General features: G+C 69.0%; 21 protein-coding genes. 3 read left to right on the top strand and 18 right to left on the bottom strand.

Annotated elements, in window-relative coordinates:
• Position 1: 1 nt before the first annotated feature.
• The 9 genes from M3M28_RS12690 to hemE form a co-directional block, all read right to left on the bottom strand.
• Positions 2-1,090, bottom strand: coding sequence for a hypothetical protein (locus M3M28_RS12690; RefSeq protein WP_249386810.1), 1,089 nt, complete (start codon positions 1,088-1,090; stop codon positions 2-4).
• Positions 1,091-1,166: 76 nt separating this feature from the next.
• Positions 1,167-2,537 carry a glutamate-1-semialdehyde 2,1-aminomutase gene (gene hemL, locus M3M28_RS12685; RefSeq protein ID WP_249386809.1) on the bottom strand — a complete coding sequence of 457 codons (1,371 nt, stop codon included), beginning with the start codon at positions 2,535-2,537 and terminating at the stop codon, positions 1,167-1,169.
• An 8-nt stretch (positions 2,538-2,545) separates the two neighbouring features.
• Positions 2,546-3,526 (bottom strand): porphobilinogen synthase, encoded by a 981-nt coding sequence (gene hemB / locus M3M28_RS12680; RefSeq protein ID WP_249386808.1) that lies wholly within the window; start codon positions 3,524-3,526, stop codon positions 2,546-2,548.
• Entirely contained in the window at positions 3,523-4,293 is a 771-nt protein-coding gene (locus tag M3M28_RS12675) for a uroporphyrinogen-III synthase (protein ID WP_249386807.1), read from the bottom strand. The genes hemB and M3M28_RS12675 overlap by 4 nt, the downstream gene beginning before the upstream one ends.
• Positions 4,290-5,246, bottom strand: coding sequence for a hydroxymethylbilane synthase (gene hemC, locus M3M28_RS12670; RefSeq protein WP_249386806.1), 957 nt, complete (start codon positions 5,244-5,246; stop codon positions 4,290-4,292). Before hemC ends, M3M28_RS12675 begins: the two co-directional genes overlap by 4 nt.
• Complete coding sequence (locus tag M3M28_RS12665) at positions 5,243-6,499, bottom strand: ferrochelatase (protein ID WP_249386805.1); 1,257 nt, start codon at positions 6,497-6,499, stop codon at positions 5,243-5,245. The genes hemC and M3M28_RS12665 overlap by 4 nt, the downstream gene beginning before the upstream one ends.
• Positions 6,496-7,212, bottom strand: coding sequence for a hydrogen peroxide-dependent heme synthase (gene hemQ, locus M3M28_RS12660; RefSeq protein WP_249386804.1), 717 nt, complete (start codon positions 7,210-7,212; stop codon positions 6,496-6,498). The genes M3M28_RS12665 and hemQ overlap by 4 nt, the downstream gene beginning before the upstream one ends.
• A 4-nt stretch (positions 7,213-7,216) precedes the next feature.
• Positions 7,217-8,521, bottom strand: coding sequence for a protoporphyrinogen/coproporphyrinogen oxidase (locus tag M3M28_RS12655; protein WP_283255707.1), 1,305 nt, complete (start codon positions 8,519-8,521; stop codon positions 7,217-7,219).
• A gap of 2 nt (positions 8,522-8,523) precedes the next feature.
• The gene (gene hemE / locus M3M28_RS12650) at positions 8,524-9,657 is read right to left on the bottom strand and encodes a uroporphyrinogen decarboxylase (protein ID WP_249386803.1); all 1,134 of its coding nucleotides are present in this window, start codon (positions 9,655-9,657) and stop codon (positions 8,524-8,526) included.
• A gap of 64 nt (positions 9,658-9,721) precedes the next feature.
• Between hemE and M3M28_RS12645 the strand changes: the two genes are divergently transcribed.
• Together M3M28_RS12645 and M3M28_RS12640 are read left to right on the top strand one after the other, a co-directional pair.
• Entirely contained in the window at positions 9,722-11,047 is a 1,326-nt protein-coding gene (locus M3M28_RS12645) for a glutamyl-tRNA reductase (protein WP_249386802.1), read from the top strand.
• A gap of 51 nt (positions 11,048-11,098) precedes the next feature.
• Positions 11,099-11,464, top strand: a complete 366-nt coding sequence (locus tag M3M28_RS12640) for a response regulator transcription factor (RefSeq protein ID WP_249386801.1) — start codon at positions 11,099-11,101, stop codon at positions 11,462-11,464.
• Here the strand turns inward: M3M28_RS12640 and M3M28_RS12635 are convergent.
• The 9 genes from M3M28_RS12635 to M3M28_RS12595 all read right to left on the bottom strand — a co-directional run bounded on the left by M3M28_RS12635 (position 11,442) and on the right by M3M28_RS12595 (position 23,781).
• Positions 11,442-13,406 carry a glycosyltransferase gene (locus M3M28_RS12635; RefSeq protein WP_249386800.1) on the bottom strand — a complete coding sequence of 655 codons (1,965 nt, stop codon included), beginning with the start codon at positions 13,404-13,406 and terminating at the stop codon, positions 11,442-11,444. The genes M3M28_RS12640 and M3M28_RS12635 overlap by 23 nt on opposite strands.
• A complete protein-coding gene (locus M3M28_RS12630) occupies positions 13,403-15,052 on the bottom strand; it encodes a sensor histidine kinase (protein WP_249386799.1) in 1,650 nt (549 codons plus the stop codon). Before M3M28_RS12630 ends, M3M28_RS12635 begins: the two co-directional genes overlap by 4 nt.
• Before the next feature lie 307 nt (positions 15,053-15,359).
• The gene (locus M3M28_RS12625; RefSeq protein ID WP_249386798.1) at positions 15,360-15,680 is read right to left on the bottom strand and encodes a branched-chain amino acid transporter permease; all 321 of its coding nucleotides are present in this window, start codon (positions 15,678-15,680) and stop codon (positions 15,360-15,362) included.
• The gene (locus M3M28_RS12620) at positions 15,677-16,468 is read right to left on the bottom strand and encodes an AzlC family ABC transporter permease (RefSeq protein ID WP_249386797.1); all 792 of its coding nucleotides are present in this window, start codon (positions 16,466-16,468) and stop codon (positions 15,677-15,679) included. The genes M3M28_RS12625 and M3M28_RS12620 overlap by 4 nt, the downstream gene beginning before the upstream one ends.
• Positions 16,469-16,511: 43 nt before the next feature.
• The gene (locus M3M28_RS12615; RefSeq protein ID WP_249386796.1) at positions 16,512-17,966 is read right to left on the bottom strand and encodes an NAD-dependent succinate-semialdehyde dehydrogenase; all 1,455 of its coding nucleotides are present in this window, start codon (positions 17,964-17,966) and stop codon (positions 16,512-16,514) included.
• 4 nt (positions 17,967-17,970) lie between these two features.
• On the bottom strand, positions 17,971-18,702 hold the full coding sequence (locus M3M28_RS12610; RefSeq protein WP_249386795.1) for a haloacid dehalogenase type II: 732 nt from the start codon (positions 18,700-18,702) through the stop codon (positions 17,971-17,973).
• 128 nt (positions 18,703-18,830) lie between these two features.
• Positions 18,831-19,499, bottom strand: coding sequence for a GntR family transcriptional regulator (locus M3M28_RS12605; protein ID WP_249386794.1), 669 nt, complete (start codon positions 19,497-19,499; stop codon positions 18,831-18,833).
• 71 nt (positions 19,500-19,570) lie between these two features.
• A complete protein-coding gene (locus tag M3M28_RS12600) occupies positions 19,571-22,504 on the bottom strand; it encodes an FAD-binding and (Fe-S)-binding domain-containing protein (RefSeq protein ID WP_249386793.1) in 2,934 nt (977 codons plus the stop codon).
• 8 nt (positions 22,505-22,512) lie between these two features.
• The gene (locus M3M28_RS12595; RefSeq protein ID WP_249386792.1) at positions 22,513-23,781 is read right to left on the bottom strand and encodes an aspartate aminotransferase family protein; all 1,269 of its coding nucleotides are present in this window, start codon (positions 23,779-23,781) and stop codon (positions 22,513-22,515) included.
• A 674-nt stretch (positions 23,782-24,455) separates the two neighbouring features.
• Here M3M28_RS12595 and M3M28_RS12590 point away from each other — a divergent pair.
• Positions 24,456-25,931: an HNH endonuclease signature motif containing protein gene (locus M3M28_RS12590; RefSeq protein WP_249386791.1), complete on the top strand. Its 1,476-nt coding sequence runs from the start codon at positions 24,456-24,458 to the stop codon at positions 25,929-25,931.
• Positions 25,932-25,951 lie beyond the last annotated feature (20 nt).

Raw genomic sequence — 25,951 nt, 5'->3', positions numbered from 1 at the left:
CTCACGCGATGACCTCGAGACGCGCGGTGAACGGCACGTGGTCGATCTGTGCGTTCAGCTCTTCGGTGCGGGGGAATACCTCCGAGACGGTAAAGCTCAGCTCGCCACCGCTGAACTCCGAAGGCACCGCGAACCAGGCCGTGTAGATCGAGTCGCCGCGAGGGTCGGTCGTGGCCGGTTCGATCAGCACGGCTTGCACTTCCGTTCCGTCGTCGAGCGTGAGCGTGCCCTCGATCTCGCGCACCGGCAACGTGATGTCGAAGCCGCTCGGCGGTTCGTAGTACTGCACGACCTGCAGCGACACCCCCACATACGTCGCCCCGTCATCCGGCCAACCAAGCACCTGCGAGTAGGGCGCCGTGGTGACGTGATACTCGGCGAGGATGTCACCCGTCACGATGTCGGAGCCCTCGTCGCGCTCGATCTTCTCCTCGGAAGCCTGCGGTTCGCGCAGTTCCAGGCTCTCGGCGCTCGCGGCGCCGATCGTGCCATCCGCATCCTGCAAGAGCTCGCCGGTAATGAGGCTTAGCTGCTGCACCTTACCGTCGATCTCGAGCTCGAAGGTGGCCGCCGAGGGCGGGGCGTCCTGCTCGACGAGCAGCACGACCGTCAGCGTCGAACCCATCGTCGTCGACCACTGCACCGGCTGGGTCAGAGTCTCGCCAGCCGCTGACGTCGGCGCGGTGATGGAAAACCGCTGCACCTGCCCGAGCCAGAATCTGTGGTCGCTGCCCTCGGTGAGGCCGACCTGTGGCCAGCCGCCGCCCTCAACGGTCAGCGTCACGGCACGGAACTCCTCCCCCGCCGGTGCGCTCACGGACTCTTCGTAGTCGAGTTCGGAGTTTCCCACGCGCAGGTTCGAGACGTCGTATCCGGTCATGACTTCGCTGCGGGTCGCCGAGGTGAGGGAGATCGTGCCCATGGGTGCGTCAATGACGCCGTCGTTGAGGCCCGTTACCGGCTCGTCGAATTCGAGGGTGCTGAACGCATCGAGCACCTCGACATGGTCGGCGGCAAAGCCAAGCCGCTCCAGCGGCTGATCATCACCCAGCTCACCGAGCAGTGTGCAGCCGCTCAGCAGCAGTGCCATCACGACAGGCGTGAGCGCCCACCATGCCCTTCTTCGCGCATCCCCCATGCGCGAAATAGTACTTGGCTCGTGAAATCTAGGCCGGTGTTGCCGCGGCGGCCGCCTCCGCGGCCCGAGGCAATGCCGCCGCGATCGCGTCCATCGCCTCATCGTCGTGCGCGGCCGAGAGGAACCAAGCCTCGAAGATGCTCGGGGGCAGGCTCACGCCGCCGTCGAGCATCGCGTGGAAGAACGCCGGGTAGCGCCACGACTCCTGGCGCTTCACCTCGTCCTCATTGAGCGGCGCGGGGTTGCCGAACTCGTCGGTGCCACTCCAGCCGAGGGCGGCGCCGTCACCGAACTTGAACGAGAACAGGTTGCGGACGCGCCCGACCGAGTGCGGCAAGCCGACGCGGTTGAGCTCGGTGTGCACGAGGTCGATGACCCGCCCCGCGGCGATGTCGATCTTCTCGTACACGGCGGGGTCGGCGAGGCGCAGGGTGGCGACACCCGCGGCGACGGCGACCGGGTTACCCGAGAGCGTGCCGGCCTGGTAGACCGGGCCGGTCGGCGCGAGGTGCGCCATGAGCTCGTGCGAGGCGCCGAGCGCCGCGACAGGCATACCGCCACCGATGACCTTGCCGAAGGTGAAGATGTCGGGGGTCCAGCCGCCCGTCTCCGAGTCCTGCTGCTCGCGACCCCACCAGCCGGCGGGGCCGGTGCGGAAGCCCGTGAGCACCTCGTCGCAGATGAGCAGCGCGCCCTGCTCGTGGCAGAGCGCGGCGAGCGAGCGATTGAAGCCCGGCAGCGGCGGCACGACGCCCATGTTCGCGGGCGAGGCCTCGGTGATCACCGCGGCGATCTGGCCCTCGTGCTCGGCGAACGCGGCGCGCACGGCCTCGATGTCGTTGTAGGGCACGACGATCGTCTGCGAGGCAATCGCCTCGGGCACGCCGGCCGAGCCGGGCAGCGCGAGCGTCGCGAGGCCCGAGCCTGCGGCCGCCAGCAGCCCATCCGAGTGCCCGTGGTAGCAGCCCGCGAACTTGATCACGAGGTCGCGGCCGGTCGCGCCGCGCGCGAGACGAATCGCGGTCATCGTCGCCTCGGTGCCGGTCGACACGAGGCGCACCTCGTCGATGGCGGGGATACGGTGGATGATCTCCTCGGCCAGCTCGACCTCGCCGGTCGCGGGGCCACCCGGGCACATCATCCGCGAGGCCGTCTCGGTCACCGCCGCCACCACATCCGGGTGCGAGTGGCCGAGCAGCATCGGGCCCCAGCCGCAGATGAGGTCGACGCGGCGGTTGCCCTCAACGTCGGTGAGCCAGGCGCCCTGCGCCGACGCCGCGAACGGGGGCACGCCGCCAACCGACCCGAAGGCGCGCACGGGCGAGTTGACGCCGCCCGGCGTGAGGCTGCGGGCGCGGTCGAACCAGTCCTGGTTCGTGGTCGGCTCAGTCGTCGTCATCGTGCTCCTTAGGCCGTGCGGATTCGGCGCGCGTAGTCGGTCGCGTAGTAGGTGAGGATGCTGTCGGCGCCGGCGCGCTTGATCGACAGCAGGGCTTCGTCGATCATGCGATCGCGATCGATCCAGCCGTTCGCGGCGGCCGCCTCGATCATCGCGTACTCGCCCGAGACCTGGTACGCCCACACGGGCACGATGGACTCAGCCGCAACATCCGCAAGCACATCAAGATACATCGTGGCGGGCTTCACCATGACAATGTCGGCGCCCTCCTCGATGTCGAGCAGCGTCTCGCGCAGGCCCTCGCGGCGGTTGGCCGGGTCTTGCTGGTAGGTCTTGCGGTCGCCCTGCAACTGCGAGTCGACGGCCTCGCGGAACGGCCCGAACAGCGCCGACGCGTACTTCGCCGAGTAGGCGAGCAGAATCGCGTCGTCGTGGCCGGCGACGTCGAGCGCCTCGCGCGCCTCGCCGATCTGGCCGTCCATCATGCCCGACATGCCGATGATCTGGGCGCCGGCCTCGGCCTGCGCGACCGCCATCTGGTTGTAGAGCTCGAGGGTGGCGTCGTTGTCGACGCGACCGCGCTCGTCGAGCACGCCGCAGTGGCCGTGGTCGGTGAACTCGTCGAGGCAGAGGTCGGCCTGCACGGTGATCGCGTCGCCGGCCTCCTGGGCCACGACGCGGATCGCACGGTTGAGGATGCCCTCGGGGTCGATCGCACCCGAGCCGGTCGCGTCGCGCTCGGCGGGCACGCCGAAGAGCATGATGCCGCCGACGCCGGCCTCGGCCGCCTCGGTCACGACGCCGCGCACTGAGTCGAGGGTGTGCTGGAACAGGCCGGGCAACGAGGTGATCGCCTGCGGCTCGTCGATGCCCTCGCGCACGAACACGGGCAGGATGAGCTCGTTCGGGTGGATGCGCGTCTCGCGCACCTGGCGGCGAACGGCCGCGCTCTGGCGCAGGCGGCGGGGGCGAGAGATGGGGAACGTCATGCGAACTCCTGTGGGGTGGTGGGGTCGGCGCCGAGCGCGCGGGCGGTGGCGTCGAGGAGCGATTCTGCCGTGGGTTGCTGCGATTCCGCGGCGACGGTGAGACCGTGGGCGCGCAGGTCGGCGGTGGTCTGTGGGCCGATCGCGACGATGCGGGCGTCGGGGTGAGCGCGCAGTTCGTCGGCGATGGCAAGGCCGACCGTGCCGCTCGTGACGAGCACGGCGTGCACGCGGCCGTCCGCGAGCGCGGCCGCCGCCTTGGGCGCGAGCGGCAGGGCCATCGTGACATAGGCGGTGACGACGTCGACCTCATAGCCGCGGGCGGTGAGGCCCTCGAAGACGGTCGGATGCGCGAGGTTCGAGTTTGGTAGCAGCACGCGGCCGGGCCCGGTTTCGGACCATTCGGCGACGAGGCCGGCGGCCGACTCGTCGCCGGGCACGAAGTCGCAGCCGACGCCGGCGTCGCGCAGGGCGAGCGCGGTGGCGCGGCCGACCGACGCGACGCGCGTGCCGGGGGTAAGCGGGAAGACTTCGGATGCGCGCAGCACGCCGACCGCGCGCGGCGAGGTGACCACGAGCCAGTCGTAGGCGTCGGCGCGCAGCCCAGCCAGGGCATCCTGCAGCCGCTCGAGCGCCCCGCCCTCGGGCGGGCGGAACTCGAGCACCTGCGACACGAATGCCTCGCCGCCGCGCTCGCGCACGAGCGCGGCGCAGCGGTGCGCGAGGTCACCCGCGCCGGGAATCAGGATGCCGGTGCCGGCCCAGTTCACAGCGTCAGGTCACCAACCCCGTGGTCGAACAGGCGCTGCACGAGGCGCTGCGCGAGCTCGAGACCGGCGCCGCTCGCGACGCCACGGCTCGCGGCGGGGCCGAGTGGGAGCTTCGTGCGGGCCACGTGGACGCCGCCGGATGCGGTGATCGCGGCGACCTGGTGCGGGTCTCGGTCGTCGTAGACGGCGGCGTGCAACTGCAGCTCGCCACCGACGAACTCGCCGTGCACGCCGACGGGTGCCTGGCAGCCGGCGTCGAGGCCCGCGAGCACGGCACGCTCGGCCTCGACCGCGAGTCGCGTCGCCGGGTCGTCGAGTTCGACGAGGGCGTCGAGTTCGAAGCCCTCGCGCACCTCGACCGCGAGCGCACCCTGGCCGGGGGCGTTCGGGAAGTCGGCGAGGTCGAAGCGGTCGGTGATCTGCCCCGTGCGCTCGAAGCGCGAGAGGCCGGCCGCGGCGAGCACGACGGCGTCGAGCTCGCCCGAGGTGACGAAGCCAATGCGGGTGTCGATGTTGCCGCGAATGTCGCGAATGTCGAGGTCGGGGCGCACCCGGCGCAGCTGCGCCACGCGGCGGGGCGAGCCGGTGCCGACCTTCGCGCCCTCGGGCAGTTGCGCGAGCGTCAGGCCATCGCGGGCGACGAGCGCGTCGCGCGCATCCTCACGGGGCGGATGCGCGGCGAGCACGAGGCCGGGCGCGGGCGCGGTCGGGAGGTCCTTGAGCGAGTGCACGGCGATGTCGACGTCGCCCGCGCTCAGGGCCTCACGCAGCTCGGTCGCGAACACGCCGCGGCCGCCGAGCACGCGCAGCGAGGCGCGGTTGACGTCGCCGTGGGTCGTGACCGTGACGATCTCGACCTCGCGGCCCGAGAGCTCGGCGAGGCGCTCGGCGGTCTGCGTCGTCTGTGCCACCGCGAGCTTCGAGCCCCGCGTGCCGATGCGCAGCGGGGTCACGGCTGCAGGCCAGCCACGGCAGGGCGGAAGCCGAGGCGCTCGTTCTCGCAGCAGCCCGCACGGCACACGTCGTACCAGGGGCCGAGGTCGGTGCGACGGGGCCGCTCGGCCTTCGGCGTGCCCTTGATGCGCTCCTCGACGAGGTCGATGAGGCCCGAAACGTAGGCGGGGTGAACGCCCGGGGTCGGGGTGCGACGGAAAGCGAGCTCGGCCTCCTCGGCCGACTCCTTCGCCTCGTTGTCGAGGTCCCAGAGCACCTCCATGTGGTCGCTCACGAAGCCGAGCGGCACGACGATGACGGCCTTGCGACCCTGCTCGGGCAGGCCCTCGATGACGTCGTTGATGTCGGGCTCGAGCCACGGCTGGCTCGCGGGGCCCGAGCGCGACTGGTAGACGAGCTGCCAGTTGAGCTCGACGCCGGCCTCGCCGCGCTCGGCGAGCGCCTGCGCGACATCGGCGACGACGACCTCGGCGACCGCGAGGTGCTGCGCCGCGTAGGCGCCGCCCTCACCGAAGCCGCGGGTGTCGGGGCCCGACTTGTTCGCGTCGCTCGTCGGCACCGAGTGCGTCGTGAAGAGCACCTCGACGTCGGCGAGCGCGAGCTCGGGGTTCTCGGCGCGCAGCGAATCGATCGCCTCGAGCACGCCGTCGTCAAAGGGTTGCACGAAGCCGGGGTGGTCGAAGAACTGCCCGACCTTGTCGATCTCGAGCTCGCCCTGCAGGCCCGTCGCCTCGAGCGCATCCGCGAAGTCTTCGCGGTACTGGCGGCACGAGGAGTACGACGAGTACGCGCTCGTCGCGAGCGCGATGAGCTTCGACGCGCCGGCCTCGCGGGCCTCGGCTAAGGCGTCGGTCACGTAGGGCTCCCAGTTGCGGTTGCCCCAAAACACGGGCAGGTTGAGCCCGCGGCGCGCGATCTCGGCCTCGAGGGCCACCTTGAGCTGGCGGTTCTGCTCGTTGATCGGGCTCACGCCACCGTGGTGGCGGTAGTGCACGGCGACCTCTTCGAGGCGCTCGTCGGGGATCCCGCGGCCCGAGGTGACGTTGCGGAGGAACGGAATGACGTCGTCCTGCGACTCCGGCCCGCCGAAGGAGGCGAGCAGGATGCCGTCGTACTCGGTCGGCGTCTCGACCCAGGGGGCGCCGCCGCAGGCCGCGGGCGTCGCGGCCGACACGACCGCGCCGGGCGCGAGCGGCGCATCCTTCGCCGGGGCAGCCTTGCCGAGGGTGCGGCCAATGTTCTCTGCGGTCATGCGCCAGCCTCGCTCTCGAAGCGCAGCACGAGCGGCAGTTCGCTCGCGGGCACGCGACGACCGGCGTAGAACGGGACCTCTTCGCGCACGTGCCGGCGGGCCTCGGTGTAGCGCAGGTCGCGCATCATGTCGACGAGGTCGGTGAGCTCGTCGGACTCGAACGAGAGCATCCATTCGTAGTCGCTGATCGCGAACGAGGCGATGGTGTTCGCGAGCACGTTCTTGAACGCGGCGCCGCGGATGCCGTGGTCGCGCAGCATGACGCTGCGCTCCTCCTCGGGCAGCAGGTACCACTCGTGCGAGCGCACGAACGGGTAGATTGTGATCCACTTCGCCGGCTCCTTGCCGAGCATGTACGCGGGGGCGTGGCGCTCGTTGAACTCGGCGGCGCGGTGCACGCCGGTCACCTGCCAGGTGAGCTCGAGGTCGGCGAACAGCGGCGTCGCGCGGATGCGGCGCACCGCGGCCTGGAGCGCCTCGGGGTCTTCGCCGTGCAGCCAGACGAGCACGTCGCCGTCGTAGCGGAAGCCCGACACGTCGTAGAAGCCACGCAGCGTGACCTCCGAGTCGGTGGAACGCTGCACCGCCGCTTCGAGCTGGCTTACCGCACCGGCGAGATCGCCCGGAGCCGAGGTACCAGCGGGACGGCGATAGACCGAATAGTTCGCATACTGCGTCAGCGGGCCGTGGGCCCCATCCTGTGGAGTTGGCATGCCCCTAGTCTACGTTCTGTAGTTCCTGCGCGACCTGGTTCGCCTGGGGCACGACGCTCGCGAGGCCGGTGCCCGCGATCCACGTGCCGATGCAGCGGATGTTCGGGGGCAGATCGGCCACCGCATCCTGCAGCTTGGCCCGCGTCTGCGCGGCACCAAGACGCGCCGGCGGCGGGGGCATGTGCCAGAGCTGCCGCGCCTGGTCGACGAGCTGCTCGGCGTCGAGCGGGGTGCCGAGCAGAGCGGATGCGTCGGCGAGCGCCTGCTGGGGGCTCGCGTCAGCAGGGTTCGCATACGAGAGCCGCACGATGTGGCGGCCCGCGCCCGTCGCCTCGTCGAGCCACGGCCACTTCGCGGTGACGTGGGTGAGCGCCTTCGCGCGCACGGGGTCGGCGCCGCTCGCGCTCGGGGCAACGAGCAGGCCGGTGCCCCGGGGATGCGCGTCGAGCGCGGGGGCATCGAGCAGCAGGGCGACGACCTCGCTCAGGACCCCTTCGCCCGCGCGCGCGCCGCCGAGGTAGGGGAAGTCGTCGCTCGGTGGCACCGTCACGATCGCCGAGTCATGCTCGGGCAGCTCGTCGAGGTGGCGCAGCCGGGCGCCGTACTCGAACGCGACGCCGAGCCGCTCGCAGTCGGCGACGAGGGCGGCGACGAAGCGATGCATGCCGCCACGCACCGAGCGCACGAGCGCGCCGGGCCAGGCCGCGGCGCGACGATCGCGCACGACGGCGCCGAGCGAACCGTGCTTGCGCAGCTGCTCGAGCACCCCTGGCAGCAGTGCGTCGACGCGCATGAGTTCGGGGTCAAGCGAGTAGACGCCGCGAGTCACGGGCGCGACGAGGCGGTGCAGGATGCGCTCGCCGTAGCGGGCGCGCACGAGGTCGGCAAGGTTCGCCGCGTCGGCGCCGATGTGCGGGTCGAGCGTGGCTTCGTGGGCGACGGCCGCGACGCCCTCCGGCCCGACCGCGGCCTCGAGGCCGGCAGCATCCGGGCCCGGCGGGAGGCCGAACAGGCCGCCCTTCGGCTGGGCGTATGCCTCGCCGTCCTGGTAGCCCCACGAGCCGAGGGCGCGGGGCTCGACGAGCTCAGCGGTGAGGCCGAGTTCGACGACGAGTTCGGCGACCGCGCCGCCACGCACCGCGAATGCCTCGGCGCCGATGTCGATCTGCAGGCCGGCGAGGCGGGCCGGCCGAATCATGCCGCCCGGCGCATCCGCCGCCTCGAGCACCCGCACGCCGTGGCCGAGCTGCGCGAGCCGGCGCGCGGCGACGAGTCCGGCGACGCCGGCACCGACGATCGCGACGCGCACGGCTAGGCCTCGAGTCGGCCGTCGCCCGGCAGGGTGTGGAGGTACTCGACGAGCTCGGTGAGCACGGTCGCGTCGGTCTCGGGCGGCACGCCGTGGCCGAGGTTGACGATGTGGCCGGGTGCCGCGGCGCCCTGCGCGACGACGTCGCGGGCGTGCGCGTGCAGCACCTCGGCTCCCGCGAACAGCGTCGCAGGGTCGATGTTGCCCTGCACCGGCACGTCGCCGCCGAGCCGCTCGATCGCCTCGTCGAGGCGCGTGCGGTCGTCGATGCCCTGCACGTCGCCGCCGGCCGCGTGCATGTCCGTGAGCAGGTGCGAGGTGCCAACGCCGAAGTGGATGCTGCGCACGCGTTCGCCTTCGGGCGTCACGAACTGCGCGGCGTGGGCGAGCGGCACGGCGCTCGAGGGGGCAACGGCCTGGCCGTAGAGCTCGCGCGAGAGCGAGCCCGCCCACGAGTCGAACAGCTGCACGACCGAGGCGCCCGCGAGAATCTGGGTCTCGAGGAACGCCGCCGAAAGCTCGGCGATGGCGCCAGCGAGCTCGCTCCAGAGCTCGGGCTCGCCGCGCATGAGGGCGCGGGCACGCAGGTGATCCTTCGAGGGGGCGCCCTCGACGAGGTAGGCGGCGAGCGTGAACGGCGCGCCCGCGAAGCCGATGAGCGGGGTCGAGCCGAGCTCGGCGATCGTCAGTTCGACGGCGTCGCGGATCGGCGCGAACAGCTGCGCCTTCGCGTCGTCATCGGCGAGCGCGTCGCGCACCTTCGCGGCAAAGCTGGCCACCGCATCCGCGTCGCGCACCGGCTCGGCAAACACGGGCCCACGGCCGGGCACGATGTCGACGTCAATGCCGATGAGCTTGAGCGGCACGACGATGTCGCTGAAGAAGACGGCAGCGTCGACGCCATGGCGGCGCACCGGCTGGAGCGTGATCTCGCTCGCGAGCTCGGGGCGCACGCAGCTGTCGAGCATGTCGACGCCCCGACGAATTTCGAGATACTCGGGCAGCGAACGGCCCGCCTGGCGCATGAACCACACGGGCAGCGTCGCCGAACGCAGGCCGCGGGAGGCACGGACGAGCGGGGAATCCCCGGTGCGACCGTCGACGAGGGGGTGGGATGCGGGCAACTGCGTAACCATGCCCCAAGTCTGGCATCTCGGCGCCACTCCCGAACTTTCGCGCCCGAAGCTAAGATGGTGAATCATGCTTGTTTGCCTTTCTGCGAGTCACCGCAGCGCGGGCTTTGCGTTGCTTGAACGGCTGTCGCAAGTTCCCGTGCAGGCCGTTGAGGACAGCACCCGCGAGGTGCCCGGTCTCAACGGCGCCGTCGTGCTCTCGACGTGCAACCGGGTTGAGCTCTACCTCGACGTCGCCTCGGCGGGCGCGATCGACGCGATGTTCGCGCGCCTCGCGACGCTTTCGGGCGTCGACGAAGACACGCTGCGCGCCCACATGCGCGTGCTCGGCGACACCCACGTGCCCGAATACCTCTTCTCGGTGTCGTCGGGCCTCGAGTCGGTCGCCGTCGGCGAGGGCGAGATCTCGGGGCAGGTGCGCCGCTCGCTGCAGCGCGCGCGCCAGCAGCAGCTCACCACGGGCGCGCTCGAGGGCGTGTTCCGCATCGCCGCCGAGACGTCGAAGGGCGTCAAGGCCAACACCGACCTCGCCGGCACGGGCCGCTCGCTCGTGAGCCTCGCGCTCGACCTCGCCGGCTCGCAGGTGCGCGACTGGGCGATCGCGCGCATCCTGCTCATCGGCACCGGCGCCTACGCGGGCGCCTCGCTCAAGGCCCTCGAGGCACGCGGCGCCGGCACCGTTGGCGTCTACTCGCCCTCGGGCCGCCAGCACACGCTCGGCGAGCGCTACGACGTCACCGAGGTGACGAGCGGCGAGTTCGCCGAAGAGGTCTCGAGCGCCGATGTGATCATCACCTGCTCGACCTCCGACAAGTACGTGCTCGAGCACGGCTTCGTGCGCAACACGCGCCTCGCCGCCGGGCACTCGCAGCGCCAGCTCATCATCGACATGGGCATGCCGCGCAACGTCGACCCGCTCGTCGGCAAGCTGCAGGGGGTGGATGTGCTCGACCTCGAGACCATTCGCCTGCACGCCCCGCTCGACGACCTCGACACGACCGACCTCGCCCGCTGCATCGTCGCCCGCGCCGCGCGCGACTTTGAGGACGAGCGTCGCGTGCAGCGCGCATCCGCGCTCATTGCCTCGTTCCGCGAGACCATTCAGGGCCGCGTCGAGCACGAGATCTCGCGCCTCGGGGTCGACGAGACCACCGCCATCGCCATGCGCAAGCTCGGCAACTCGCTGCTGCACGAGCCGACCGTGCGCATCAAGGAGCTCGCCCGCGAGCGCCGCAGCGACGAGGCCGTCGACGCCATGCGCGTGCTGTTCGACATCGACGCACCCGTGGCGCCGCCGACCGGCGCGATCTCGGTGATCGCGCAGCTGCCCGACCGCGTGCCGACGACCGGCGACGAGCGCAGCGGCTGCCCCGTGGGGTTCAACGAACAGTAGCGCGGGGCCCGCGATAGCCAGGGGCACCGCCAAACAAGCAACGGAGGCGAAATGGCTGCGCAAGGAACCGCACTCGTAATTGAGGACGACGACGACATCCGGCACCTCCTTGAGGTGGTGCTTCGTCAAAACGGCTTCGACGTTGACTACGCGGCCACTGGCCGCGACGGTGTGACCGCAGTTCTCGCCGGCAACTTCGACCTCATCACGGTCGACCTCGGGCTGCCCGATATCGACGGAGTCGACGTCGTGCGTGAGATCCGCACCCGGGCGCAGGGCAAGATCGTCGTCATCAGCGCCCGGGCGATGGAGAAGTACCGCACGCTCAGCCTCGAGGCCGGAGCGGATGCGTTCGTCACGAAACCGTTCCGTCCGCGCGAACTGCGCGCGACACTTACCGAGATTCTCGCGGCGTAACGGGCTGGGCGCCCGGCGACGGAATGCGCGTGTCGACCTCGAGGTAGCGGCTGCGCATCTCCACAACCGTGTCGACACCGACGCGCGCGATTTCGCCGACCGAACGGCGAGCGGCCGCCATATCGACACCGAGTTCCGATGCAAGGGCGGTGCCGTCATCGAGGCGCGTCTCGGTCGAGGCGGTGCCGGGCGATTGCTGTTGCTCCCTCAACAGCTCGATGAACTCCTCCGCGGCGACCTGAAGCCGGGGAGCGCCGAGCATCGCGGCCGAGACTCGGATACTGCCGATCGCGTCCCACATCGCCTCGAGCTGTTCGCTCGCCACCGCTCCGCGCAGCTGACCGATTCGGCGGGGCCAGGCAACCACAAAGCGCGCCACAATTTCGGTGACGGCGGCGAGCTCGCCCTCGAGGTCGAGCACGAGCTCGTCGAAGACCGCGGTGTCGACGAGCGGAATCGTGCGCAGCGCGGCCGGGGTGGTGGCCGCAATGGCCGACTCGTCCTCGGCGTTGCGCCGCGTTTTCGCCCACGAATTGCGCCCGGTGAGCATGCGGAATATGGCTCGCGGATAGTAGAAGTACGTCAGGTACACGTAGACGAGGTACGTGGGCCCGAGCAGCACACTGCTGAGGAGCGATATTCGCTCACCGCCACGGCGTCGATACAGCACCGGCCAGACGGCGTAGGGGGCGATGAGGAATACCAATCCCGCAACGACGACGAGCCAGGCGAGGGAGTTCGACAGGAATCCAAACGACCCGTCTATGAGTGCCAACACCAGGAGGGTGGGCACAAGCACAAGGTTGAGCATCGTGAGCACGGGCTGCGCGATGAAATAGTGCACCTCGAGCCACCCACCAACGGTCAGACTATTGGCCTTACTCAGCACTCGGATGTTCGCCGCGCATTCCATAATCCCCTGCGCCCAACGGGTGCGTTGCGTGAGCAGGCGGCGGAAGTAGGGAAGCGCCTCCTGAGACACGTGGGCCTCCCGAATGTAGGTGTTCTTGAAGCCCAGCGCCATGATGTTGAGGCCGAGTTCATAGTCCTCACTGAGCTTGTTCCCCCACGGGTCACCGTGCGCCTCTTCGAGCGCATCCAGCACCGTGAGGCGCGCGAACTGGCCGTTGCCGCCGAGGCCGACCGTTCCGGTGAGCATCCGGAACAGCTGCATGGCGGAGTTCGAGGTGCGGAACTCGATGTCCTGCATTCGCACTAGGAATCGGCCAAGGCCGTTCAGATACCAACCGCGGTCGCCGCGGGGCCGGCGGTCGCCCCGGTTCTTCATCCACACTTCGACCTGTGCGGCGCCGTGCTCGTCGCTGCCGAAGCCCTGCGGCCCGGCCAACAACTCAAGGGCGTTGCCAGAGAGGTACCCGTCGGCATCGAGCACACCGATGATCGTGCGCTGACGCAACGCCGCGTCCCCGCCGACGAAATCGGACACCGATCGGAACGCAGCGTTGAGTGCCTTGCCTTTGCCGAGGCGAGCGTTCGGGGCGACGCGAGACACGAGATGCACATTCGGGTCAATGTCCATGAGGTCTCGCACGATCGCCGCGGTCGCGTCCTCACTCGCATCGTCGATGACCCAGACGTGGCAGTTCGGGAACGAGGTGCGCGCGGACGAAATCGTCTCACCGATGACCGCCTCCTCGTCGCGACAAGGCACGAGAAAGTGCCATTCGAACGCGCTCAGGTCGCCGGGCTCGCTCCGGTCCGGACGCCGATAGGTCAGCACCAGCAGACTCGCGTACGTGAGCGCGAGCATGGCGGTGATGGAGACCACGATGCCGGCAATGTCGCGCCACACGGATTCGCCGAACTCACCGGCAAGGCCCGAGAGGCAGAACACGTAGACCGCGATACCGCCGTAGCCCACCGAGAAAATCACTCCAAGAATGACGAACGTGACGTTCGATTCGGAAGATTCGCGGGTCATTGATCTTGCCTCTCGTCCGCGTGCGGCAGCCAAACGGTGATGGTGGTGCCACTACCGAGCTCTGAACTCGCCTGAATGGTACCGCCGTGCGCACGGACGATCCGGTCGACGATCGACATACCGAGGCCCGTTCCGGGCTGGGCCGAATCGATCGCCCGCTTTCCTCGCGCGAACGGGGTGAACAGGGTCGCCAACTCGTCGGCAGTCATGCCCGGGCCGTGGTCGAGTACCTGCAGCGTCACGCCAACCTGATCCGAGGTGAGTCTGGTCTCAACGTCACCATCGTCGCCGCCGTACTTGATCGCATTGCTGACCAAGTTGTCGATCACTTGCGCAATTCGATGTTTGTCGGCATTGAGAGTGAGTTGCTCGGGAGCAACGAGGCGTAGTTGCGTGCCGCGCGCGCTTGCCGCGGGACGGAGCGAATCGAGGACGCGTCGAGCGAAGGCGACGAGGTCGAACTCGCGTCGAGCGATGTGCAACTCACCACTTCGCATCCGCTGCTCGAGCAAGAGGTCCTCGACGAGCTTGAGTAGCTGTTCCGAATTTCGCTGGACCACCTCGATGTACTCGAGGGCGGGGGTGTCGCGAACGAGAGCTGGCAGCGTTGCGGCCGCGCCGTTGCGCGCATCCGAGCGGAGCTGCTCAAGTTCATCCATCGCGAGGTCGACGTACCCGAGAATCGACGTGAGTGGCGTTCGCAATTCATGCGAGACCGAGGCCACGAAGGAATCACTCTGCCGCAGCAGGTCCTGCACGGACGTGACATCCGCGGCGACGACCATGACGTGGCCCTGCAGCGCGCCTTCGGTTTCCAAGGGGTATGCGCTCACCGCCATGGCCTGCTGCTGCTCGCCGGGTTCGCCGAGCAAGACGAGTTGATCGTGGATCGTTTCGCCGAGCATTGCCCGTCGAATCGGGCTCTGACTTGGCCGATACGGTGTCACCCCGTCGGGGAAGTACCCATCGATGCTCACGAGCGCGTGGAGGCCGTCACCGTCGTCGCTTCCGTATTGCCGGATGAGCCGGTCCGCTGCCTCGTTCCGCACGACGGTTCCGCCCCGGTCATCAATCAGATTGACGGCAATGTCGATGTTGTTGAGCGTCGACTGCAGCAGTCCCGAAGACTCCCGGCTCATCGCGGCAAGCCGCGACTGGTTGGCGAGCGATGCATGCAGGCGTTCAGTCATGCCGAGCACGAATCGGCCGCCGAGGAATACCGAAAGGGGCAGCGCCGCCGCGACGATGACGTGTGCGAGGGTCAGCCCCTCTGCGCGGATCGCCAAGGTCGGAGCCGTGACGGTGACGACCGCGAGCACGGTGGCCAGTACCAAGCCGCGGGTGCGGTACGTGAGGGTCAGCCAAATCGCCGGGTAAAACGCCGCCACCGACAACGCCCCGCCGTCGGGCAGCGTGCCGTAGCGACACAGCCCGAGAGCCACGAAGTCGAGCACGGTGATCACGAGGATGCTGTGCTCCCACTTGCGCAGTCGGGCAGCGAGAAATGTCACGACGGTCGCGATCCCGACCACCACGACACCCGTAACGAGCGCCGTTGCACTTCGCTGCTGCGTACCGCTGAAGAAAAAGGACGCGACGGCAAGGCCGAGAAACGCCGCGAAGCCGAGCTGAATGGCCGTCGTCATCGGCGGCAGACGCCCCGTGCTGATCTTGGGGACGAAGGTCCGCGCAGCGGCGCGGAGCCGTTCGCGGCGAGTGGTTGACGTAGGCACAGCTGCTGCTCCAAGAAATCTGGCACGTGACCGGCATGATGCGACGACGCGCGCGGGGCGTCAGGGCAAACAACACGGGGCGAGGGCAAGTTGAGCTCACTGACGCAGGCGCTGAGACCTCAGCTTCGCTGTCTCAAACTACCTTGTCCGCAGGGCGCACCCGTACCCGTGGACCTGCGGCAATGAGGAATCACCGCTGCCAGCCGCCATGGCTCAGCAGCTAGGGCACGACCAAGAGCAGCACGCCGTAGGCGGCGATGCCGCCGACGAGGCTGAGCAGCACGCTGTCACGCCAAAAGTGGAGCGCCGCGGTGACCCCGACGCCGGCGATCGACGGTACCCAGCCCCAGCCCGACCACGGGGTGTCTTGCAGCATGCCGACGACGAGCACGGCCATGACGCCGACCGGCAGCAGTAGACCGAGGTCGCGCACGAAGTCGTTCTCGCGCAGCCAGCGCGACGCCGCGAACGGCGCGGCGCGCAGGGCCAAGGTGACGGCCCAGATGACGGCGAGCAATGCTGCGGTGTGCCACGGGTTCACGGGCGGCCCTCCTCACCTTGGGCGCCTTCGCCGATGATCGGAGTTTCGCGGGTGTGCGCCGGGATCGTCGTGCCGGGCATCGTGCGGTTCGGCTGGGTCGTCGCGTGGATGCCCCGCCGGCGGCGCACGATCACGACGCCGATCGCGACGACGCAGTAGGCGATGAGGCCGGCGAACATCATCGCCTCGGGCGCCACGAACGCCGCGACGACCGCGAGCGCGAGGCCGACGCCGAGCAGCGCCCACTCCCCCGACGCCTTCGCCGCGTTGATCGCGAGAATCACGAACAGCGCGACGATGGCGAAGCCCATGAACGAGAGATCGAACGGCACGAGCGTCGCGAACACGGCTCCGACAGTCGTGCCGAACACCCAGTAGAACTGGGCGGATGCGGCAATCGCCACCAGCCGCGGGCCCGTGAGCGCGTCGCGCGGCAGCGAGATGCAGACCGCGTACATCTCGTCGGTGAGCGCGTGGATCGCGTAGGCGCGCAGCAGCGGGTTTCGCACCCGTTCGAGCGGCACGCTGAGGCCGTAGACGAGGTGGCGCGAGTTGACGAAGAGTGCCGTGGTCGCGGCCGTGGCGAGCGGCGCGCCGGCCACGAGCATCCCGGCGGCGACGAACTCCATCGAGCCCGCGTAGATGACGAGCGCCGTCAGGGTCGCGAGCCACCAGGGCAAGCCGACCGAGTGGGCGAACATGCCGTAGGAGATGCCGAGCGGCACGTACCCCAGGGCGACCGGAAGCGAGTCGCGCAGCCCGGCTCGAAAGTCCTCGGCTGCACGCATGCTCGCATTCTATCCGGCCCGCTCGGTCGCCACCGCCGCCCGGCTACTCGTTCGGGATGAACGTGTACTTGTACTCGAGGAACTCGTCGATGCCGAGGATGCCGCCCTCGCGGCCGAGTCCCGAGGCCTTGACGCCGCCGAGGGGCGCCGCGACATCCGAGATGATGCCCGAGTTGATGCCGACCATGCCGATCTCGAGCTTGCGCGAGACGCGCATCGCGCGGGCGAGGTCGTTCGTCATGAGGTACCCGGCGAGGCCGTACTCGGTGTCGTTCGCGATCGCGACGGCGTCATCCTCGTCGGTGAACGTGATGATCGGCGCGACCGGACCAAACAGCTCGGTGCAGGTGAGCTCGGCGTCGCGCGGCACATCCGCGAGCACGGTTGGCGGGTAAAACGACCCCGGGCCCTCGGGCAGTTCTCCGCCGATGAGCACGCGCGCGCCACCCGCGACGGCGTTGTCGACGAGGCCCTGCAGCCGGTCGCTGCTCGCCTGATCGATCATCGGGCCGACGTCGACGCCGTCCTCGAGGCCGTTGCCGACCGTGAACTGCGCGAATCGCTCGGTGAGGCGCTGGCCGAACTCCTCGGCGATGCTCTCGTGCACCAGGATGCGGTTGGCAGCCGTGCAGGCCTCGCCCATGTTGCGCATCTTGGCCGCGGTCACCTCGACGACCGCCTTGTCGAGGTCGGCGTCTTCGAACACGATGAACGGCGCGTTGCCGCCGAGTTCGAGCGAGGTGCGAATCATATGCGCCGAGCACTGGTTGTGCAGCAGGCTGCCGACCTTCGTCGAGCCAGTGAACGAGAGGTGGCGCACGAGGCCGTCCGCAAGTATCGGCGCCGTGAGCTTGCCCGACGCCGAGGTCGTCACGACGTTGAGCGCGCCGGCGGACAGCCCCGCCCGCTCGAACAGGCGCGCGAGGAACAGCATGGTGAGCGGCGTCTTCTCGGCCGGCTTCACGACGACGGCGCAGCCGGTCGCGATCGCCGGCGCAATCTTGCGCGCGCCCATCGCAAGCGGGAAGTTCCACGGCGTGATGAGCAGCGAGACGCCAACGGGCTCGCGGCTGAGCACGATCTGCCCGCGGCCGCTCGGCGACTGGCCGTGCGAGCCCTGTACGCGCAGACCCTCCTGCGCGTACCACTGCAGGTAGCCGGCCGAGTAGTCGATCTCGCCCTTGGCCTCGGCGAAGGGCTTGCCCATCTCGGCGGTCATGATCGCCGCGAGCTCGTCCTTGCTCTCGAGCAGCAGGGCATGGGCCTTGAACAGAATCTGCGAGCGCTGCTGCGCGGTCATCGCCGCGTACGCCTCCTGCGCCGCGTTCGCTGCATCGGCCGCGCGACGCCCGTCCTCGGGGCTCGCGTCGGCGACGCGGGCGATGACCTCGCCGGTGGCCGGGTTGATGACGTCGATGAGCGAGTCGGTGGCTGCGTCGACCCACTCGCCTCCGATGAACAGCTGGGTGGGTACGTTGTCGAGCTTGAGAATTGCCATGTGATTAGGCCTTTGCTGCGAAGGCGGCGTCAACCGCGTCGGCGAAATCGGCGAGCGACTTGTACTCGCCGTCGGGCGTCACCCCGACCTTGGGGTCGGGGGTGGCGCCCCAGCCCGGCCGGTCGTGGCGACGGTTGATCCAGATCGAGTCGAGGCCGGCGTTCTTGCCAGGCACGTGGTCGTGGAACAGCGACTGGGCGACGTGCAGCAGCTGCTGCTTTTCGAGGCCGAGCTCACCGAGGTTCTCGACGAGCACCTCGAAGTTGCGGGGGTTCGGCTTGTACGAGCCGATCTTCTCGGCGGTGTTCACCTGGTCGAACTCGACGTCCATGCGCTTGATCGAGCCGTCGACGCCCTGCTGGTGCACGTTCGAGAGGATGATGAGCTTGTAGTGCCGTTTGAGTCGCGTGAGCGCCTCGTGCGTGTCGTCGAACGCGGGCCACTCGGGCACCGAGCGACCGAGCACCTGCACCTCTTCGTCGGTGACGGGCAGGCCGAGGTCGGATGCGGTGCGACGGAACGCCGCCTGCAGCACCTCCGCGTAGGCGAGCGACGGATATTCGCGCTCGACGGCCGACTCGTTGTCGGCATAGGCCAGCAGCAGCGCCTCATCGTCGAGGTCTGAGCCGTGTGCCTGCGCCCACTGCTTGAGCACCTTCGAGATGCCGGCTTCCCAGTCGATGAGCGTGCCGTACACGTCGAAGCTCAGCGCGGAGAAGGATGTCAGATCAACCATGATCACTCCTGTCGTCACGTGGACGGAAGCTCCGCCTCTGCATTACTGTATAACAGTTTTTCAGCGTTGGAAAGAATTTGCCCGACTGAGCTTCGGATGCGCGGGCTCGGATGCTCGAGCGGCGAACTTCAGTCGTCGGTCGGCGACAGGTGCTGCGCCAGGAACTGCTCGGCCGAAGAGAGGTGCGCGAGCCAGTCGCGCTCGACCTCATCGAGCGGGGTGTCGTCGCCGAGGCTGCGGTAGAGCTCCTCGTGCTCGGCGTAGAGGGCGTCGCCGCCGGTGTACTGCTCCTTGAGCAGCGCGATGAGCAGGCGGATCTCGCTCGTGATCGCCGCGAAGTACGACCGCAGGCGGTGCGAGCCCGCGGTGTCGACAACCGCCGCGTGGAACGCGACGTCGGCCTCCGCGATGCGCGACCAGTCGTCTTCACTCCCCTGCAGGTCCGCGAACCCCTCGAGGGCGCGGGCGACGCGGTCGAGCGACGGCCGGTTCAACTTGATCTCGCGCACGGCGTCGAGCTCGATCAGGCGGCGCACCCGGTAGATGTCCGCCACCTCGTCGGGGTCGAACGAGCGCACGCGGGCGCTGTACCCGGGCGGCCGCACGAGCATCCCCTCGTTAATGAGCTGCTGCACCACCACTCGCGCCGTCGGCCGCGCGATGCCGTAGGCGGCCGCGACCTGGGTGTCCTTGATCTCCTCGCCAGCCTTGAACTCGCCGGCGAACAGGCTGTCGCGCAGGCGATTCGTCGCGGCATCGGCGACCGACACCGTCTCGAGAGATTGGGGCGTGGGCATGGCTGACTCCTCGGGGCTCAGTACTCGACCCTAGTTAAAAATGCGTCACTGTTAGGCGGTATTCCTGTCAATCAGGCGGGATGCGCCGGGCGGGCTCCCTCGGGATCCATCGCGATGGCGAGGTGCTCGGTCTCGCGCGCGGGGTCGATCTGCGACACCTGCATGGTGCAGCTGAAGCCGTCGGTGAGCACGAGCGCGCCCTCGCCGCCCCGCTCGAGCGCAGGGATGATCGAGTGCTCGGCGACCTGCATCGACACGTCGAAGTGCTCGGCCTCGAAGCCGAAGTTGCCGGCGACGCCGCAGCACGACGACGACTCCGAAACGTCGGCGACGCCCCACTTGCCGAGCACCCGGCGCTGCGACTGCGAGCCGAACACCGCATGCTCGTGGCAGTGCGTCTGCACGACCGCGCGCTCGGGCGGCGTTGCCTCGGGCACCCAGCCCCCGGCCATCGCCTCGTCGACCGCCACCGAGAACGACCGCACGCGGCGCGCGACCCGCTCGGCCGCATCCCCGCCGACGAGCTTCGGTGCCTCGTCGCGGATCGTCGCGGCACAGCTCGGCTCGAGCACGACGATGTCGCGCTCGGTGCCGTCGTCGAGCGTGTCGACGAGGTTCGCGAGGCGTTTGGTCGCGCCGTCGCGCTGGCCGGTCGAGACCCAGGTGAGGCCGCAGCAGGCGTCGGCGGTGCAGCCGACCTCGGCGCCGGTCGAGCGCAGCACGCGCGCCGCGGCCGGAATCACCTCGGGCCGGAACGCCTTCGTGAAGCTGTCGGCAAACACGAGCACGTCGGCGTTGTCGCTGAACTTCGCCTCGGCGACCCGGCGCGTGAGGTCCGTGTGGCGCGCAAACGCTGGCAGTCGGCGGCGGGCGCTGATGCCGAGTCGCTCGCCGAGCCAGCGCAGCGGCTTCAGCTTCGCGCCGACGTTCGCGAGCGCGCTCACGCGCGTGATGAGCGGCAGCCAGCGCGGCAGCCAGCCGATCGAGTAGTGCGTGAACGGCCGCAGCTTGCCGCGGTAGTGGTCCTGCATGAGCTCCGACTTGGCCTCGGCCATGTCGACGCCGGTCGGGCAGTCGGTCGAGCACGCCTTGCACGAGAGGCAGAGGTCGAGCGCCTCGCGCACCTCCGGCTTCGCCCATCCGCCGGCGCTGCTGCCCTGGCCGCGCGCGAGCTCCTGCAGCACGCGGGCACGGCCACGGGTCGAGTCCTTTTCGTCCTTCGTGGCCCGGTAGCTCGGGCACATGAAGCGGCCGGTGGTCGACCGGCAGCGGCCGACGCCGATACACGCGTGGGCGTTGCCCACGAACGTGCCGAGCTCGTGCGCGTGGCCGTCGCGCGCATCCGGCTCGCCTGCGGTGCGGATGCGCGGGGTCGGCAGCAGCGTCGGCGCCGGCAGCCCGTCGAGCACGAGGTCGTCGGTGTACGGCACCGCGTCGACGATGATGCCGGGGTTGAGCAGGTTTTCCGGGTCCCACGCCCGCTTGAACCGGGCGAAGAGCTGCATGATCTCGGGCGAGTACATGACGTCGAGCAGCGCGCTGCGGGCGCGGCCGTCGCCGTGCTCGCCCGAGAGCGAGCCGCCGTGGCGCACGACGATCTCGGCGGCACGGCGCATGAACGAGTCGAAATTCGCGCGACCGGCCTCGGTGCGCAGCTCGAAGTCGAGGCGCATGTGCACGCAGCCCGCGCCGAAGTGGCCGTACATCGAGGCCGTGTAGCCGTGCTCGTCGATGACGGGGAGGAGCTCGGCGAGGTAGTCGGCGAGGTTGTGCGGTGCGACGGCCGAGTCTTCCCAGCCGGGCCAGGTCTGCACGTCGTCGAGGCGCTTCGACGAGAGTCCCGCGCCGTCTTCGCGCACGCGCCAGAGCTTCGCGCGCTCGGCCGGCTCGGTGGCGATGACGTGGTCTTGCACGAGGCCGCGCTCGCGCAGTCGCTCGAGCAGCGCGGTGCACTTGTCGGCGGCGGCTTCGATGGTGTCGGCCGAGAACTCGACCATGACGTAGGCGTCGCCGGCGGGCAGCGAGCTCACGCTCGCCTCGCCGCGGCGGTGGCGCATGATGTCGACGATCGCGCTGTTGAGGCCCTCGATCGCGCTCGGCTTGTGCTCGAGCATCGTCATGACGTCGCGCGCCGAGTCGACGGTGTTCGCGTAGCCGACGCAGAGCAGCGCGGTCGGGCCGGGCTTCGGCACGAGCGAGACTCGCGCCCGCAGGATGATCGCGCAGGTGCCCTCGCTGCCCGCGAGCGCGCGGGCGATGTTGAAGCCGTTTTCGGGCAGCAGGTTGCCGAGGTGGTAGCCCGAAACCTGGCGCGGAATCGTCTGCAGCTCGAGCCGGAGGGCCGCGAGGTTCGAGTTCGCGAGCTCGCTCAGGGCTTCGTTCAGCTCGACCGCGCGGGCGATCGAAGGTCGGTGCGTCGGGTCGGCGCTGCGCACGCCGCCCTCCGAGGCGAGCAGGTGCGCGCCGTCAGCCGTGAGCAGCTCGACCTCGACGACGTGGTGCGACATGCGGCCGTACTCGACCGAGTGGTTGCCGCAGGCGTCGTTGCCGATCGCCCCGCCGATCGTGGCGCGGGTGAGTGACGAGGGGTCGGGCGCGAACGTGAGTTTGCCGGCGGATGCGCGCTCCACCTGCGCGCGCAGCTCGCCGAGAATGACCCCCGCGTCGACCCAGACGGTGTTCGACTCGAGATCGATCTCGTCGACCGCGGTCATGCGCCGCGAGAAGTCGACGACGATGCCTTCGCCCACGGCGTTGCCCGCCATCGAGGTGCCCCCGCCACGCGTGGTGACGGGATGCCCGGTCTCGGCCCCCGCCCGCAGCAGCTCGCGCAACTCGTCGATGGTTCGGGGGAACGCAACGAGGGTCGGGCGCACGCGATAGTTCGAGGCGTCGTAGGAATAGGCCTGGCGACGATGCTCGGATGCGTCGACCTCGATTCCTGCGGCCTCGAGCCGGTGCTGCAGTTCGGCGGCGCGGGTCGCGCGCTCCTCGATGACGGGCATGGTTGGTCCTAGTTCGCGTAGGCGGGCGTGACGACCTTCGCGAGGGTGCGCTCAAGGCGCTCGAGCGCGAGGTCGACCTCCTCGGCGCTCACCGTGAGTGCCGGGACGATGCGGATCACATTACCCAGCGGGCCGCACGGCAGCAGCAGGAGCTCCTCGGCGACGGCGCCCTGCTGGACGGCCGCCGCCGTGGCGGCGTCGGCCTCGCCATCTGGCGTCGTGAACTCGATCGCCTGCATGAGGCCGAGCCCGCGCACGTCGCCGATGACTGGGAAGCGCTCCTGGATGCGCTTGAGGCCGGCCTGCAGCTGCTCGCCGCGCTCGGCCGAGTTGTGCACGAGCTGCTCGTCGTCGATGACGTCGAGGGTCTCGATGGCCGCCGCCGCCGCGACGGCGTTGCCGCCGTAGGTGCCGCCCTGCGAGCCGGGCAGGCCCTTGGACATGAGCTCCTTGCTTGCGGCGATCGCCGAGATCGGGAAGCCCGAGGCGATGCCCTTCGCGGTGATCAGGATGTCTGGCGAGATGCCCGAGCGCGTGTGCGCCCAGAACGCGCCGGTGCGGCCCACCCCCGACTGAATCTCGTCAACGATGAGCACGATGCCGTGCTTGCGGGCGCGCTCCTCGATGCCGCGCAGGAACTCGACGGGCACCGGGATGTAGCCGCCGTCGCCGAGAACGGGCTCGATGATGAAGGCGGCAACCTCGCTCGGGCTCGTGGTGGTGGCGAAGAGGTAGTCGAGCTCGCGCAGGGCGAAGCGCACCGCATCCGCCTCGCTCATGCCGAGCCGGTACGCGTAGGGGAACGGCGCGATCACGACGCCGCCCATGAGCGGCACCGTGTTGTTGCGGAACTTCGTGCCCGCGGTCGTGATGCTCGAGGCGCCCGAGGTGCGGCCGTGGAAGCCGCCCTGGAACGCGATGATGTTCGGCCGGTTGGTCGCCTGGCGCGCGAGGCGCAGCGCGCCCTCGACGGCCTCTGCGCCGGAGTTTGCATAGAAGACGGAGTCGAGGTTTTCGGGTAGGTAGTCGCTGAGCTTCTCGGTGAGTTCGAGGAGGGGCTTGTGCATCACGGTCGTCGCCTGGGCGTGGATGACGTTGCCGATCTGCGCGCGGGCGGCCTCGACGACGCGCGGATGACAGTGACCGGTCGAGGTGACGCCGATGCCGGAAGTGAAGTCGAGGTAGCGCACGCCGTCGGTGCCGACGATCCAGTTGCCCTCGGCCCTGTCGACGATCACCGGGGTGGCCTGCTTCACGATGGGGCTGATCTGCGCCATTTCCTACTCCTTTGTGTCGCTCCCGGTACTTGCACGTATCGAGGGTCCGATCGGATTCTGAGCAACTGTATAACAGTAAGACTTTGCGGGCAATTGCTTGGATGCGGTCACAGCGGGCGGTCTGCCGGAGGATGGGCGCCTCACGGAATGGTCACGTCGAGCGGAACGCGATTTACGAGGTGGCAGGCAAGCCAGTCAGCTATTGAAGTGCTTGGCGCGAGTGGTCCGGCGGCGATTGAGTATGGATGCGAGGGCACCGGCACACACGAGCGTCAGTAGGCAAGCAACCAGGAGAGGAGCGTCCGGCCGCGAGCAAGCCGCGTAGGTAGGCCAGCGAGCAAGCGGGACCGGCGGGTCATGTTCCTATTGATTTGGACAGCCCCTCCCCACAACCGCCGCATTCAACCCTGCCGGCGCAACCATGTCGAAGCGGCATGGTCTGAGCAACGCCATCAGAGACCCCGCTCCCGCTCCATTCCGGCAGAGCGCCACAGCGATGTCGGTGGCTCATGCCACAGTGAACTTGAGCCCAAACCGGCCCGCCCATGCTCGAACAATCGAACATCCAACCTGGCAGTATTAGCACATTTGTTCCTTTCCAGTTTCACGAGCGAGCGTATATACTTACGACAACGGTTCCCCGCATTGACGCACCTTCGAGGAGCTGACGCCCGATGACCGCAACGACTCCCCCACCCGGCTTCGACTCTGCTGATGAGTCGATGCGTCGTGCACCGAAGCACCGGCCAGACGGCACCACCCCTCCTCCCGAGACCGACGGGCTCAATGACGCGCTCGCGGCAATTGAGGGCATGGTGTTGAACGGGGCGAAACTCGAACAAGTCGGCGCGTACATGAAGATGATGGGGCTCGCGCAGGCCTACGCCGTCGCAGAGCACCGCACCTACGCGCAACTGCAGGAACGTACCTCGGTGGCGAGTCCCGACGATTTGCTGCGGTTGAACCTGCGGTCGATCGTGGCCGAGTTCGGGATTCACACGAACGAGTCCGACACCGCGCTCCTGAACCGGGCGTATGACGCGCACCGCCTCGGCACCGATTTTGTTGTGTGGCTCGACCCACTCCGCGAAGCCGAAGTGACCATGCGGCACGCCCGCGCGCTGTTGCGGCATGCGGGCATCGTGCCCGACGCGCGCCGCGATGACTACGCGAGCAAGGTGCTCGAGTTCGCGAAAGGCGAGACGGTCTCGGACACGGACGCGTTCGCGCGGAAACTCGCGGCCGCGTTCGGGGCCGAAGAGTTTGAGGCCGCGTTCGAGCACGAATACCAAGCACGCCACGTCACGATCGAAGACCGCGACTTCGGCATGTCCCGCATCACCGCCGACGTCCCGACCCTGCAAGCCCACGCGATGTACGACCTCATGCACCAGCAAGCCAAAGCGCTCCGTGAGGAGCACGTGACCGAGGCCGACGAACACCGGCGCCGCGTCCGCGACGCACAGGCACGCGGGGAAGCGCTCTCCCCTGCAGATGCCGAGTTCATCGAAGATCCCCGCACGGTGCGCCAGTTGATGGCCGACCTGTTCGTCGAGACCTTCCTCACCACGACGCCGCAGAGCATGGGCGAGTACGACGCCAAGGGTCGCTCGCGGGTGACCGCGACGGTGAGCATCGTCATGCCGGTCATGAACCTCCTCAACCCGGACGCACCGCGTGATGTCGCGACATTGAACGGGATGATGCCGGTCAGCATGACCGAGGCCCGCGACATGGCCTCCAAGGCGAAATGCTTCCAACGAATCCTCACCGACCCGATCACCGGGCACGTGTTGACCGTCGATTCGCGTACTCCGACGCCATCGATGCGACGGTTCCTGCAAGCGAGGGATCAAGTGTGTTTGTTCCCGGGTTGTCGCAGACCCGCGCATCAAAGCGAACTTGATCACACGAAACCGTGGGCCGCGGGCGGCAACACCGATGTCGAAAACCTGGGACACCTCTGTCCAAAACACCACACGCTGAAACATCAGCGTCCGTGGGAATGCGAACAACTCGGTGGCGGCAAAGTCAGGTGGCGAACCCCACGCGGCGAATGGGTCACGGTCGAACCAGTCCCGGTGGGGCCGATCTTCAGGCCAGTCGAGGATCAGGGCTATGACGCGGTCAACGACCCCGCCCCGTTCTAGCGGGCCCGTGCCGTTCTCTC

The sequence above is a fragment of the Gulosibacter sediminis genome, assembly GCF_023370115.1.
Taxonomy (GTDB): Bacteria; Actinomycetota; Actinomycetes; order Actinomycetales; family Microbacteriaceae; genus Gulosibacter; species Gulosibacter sediminis_A.
This window is presented reverse-complemented; position numbering and strand designations above follow the sequence as displayed.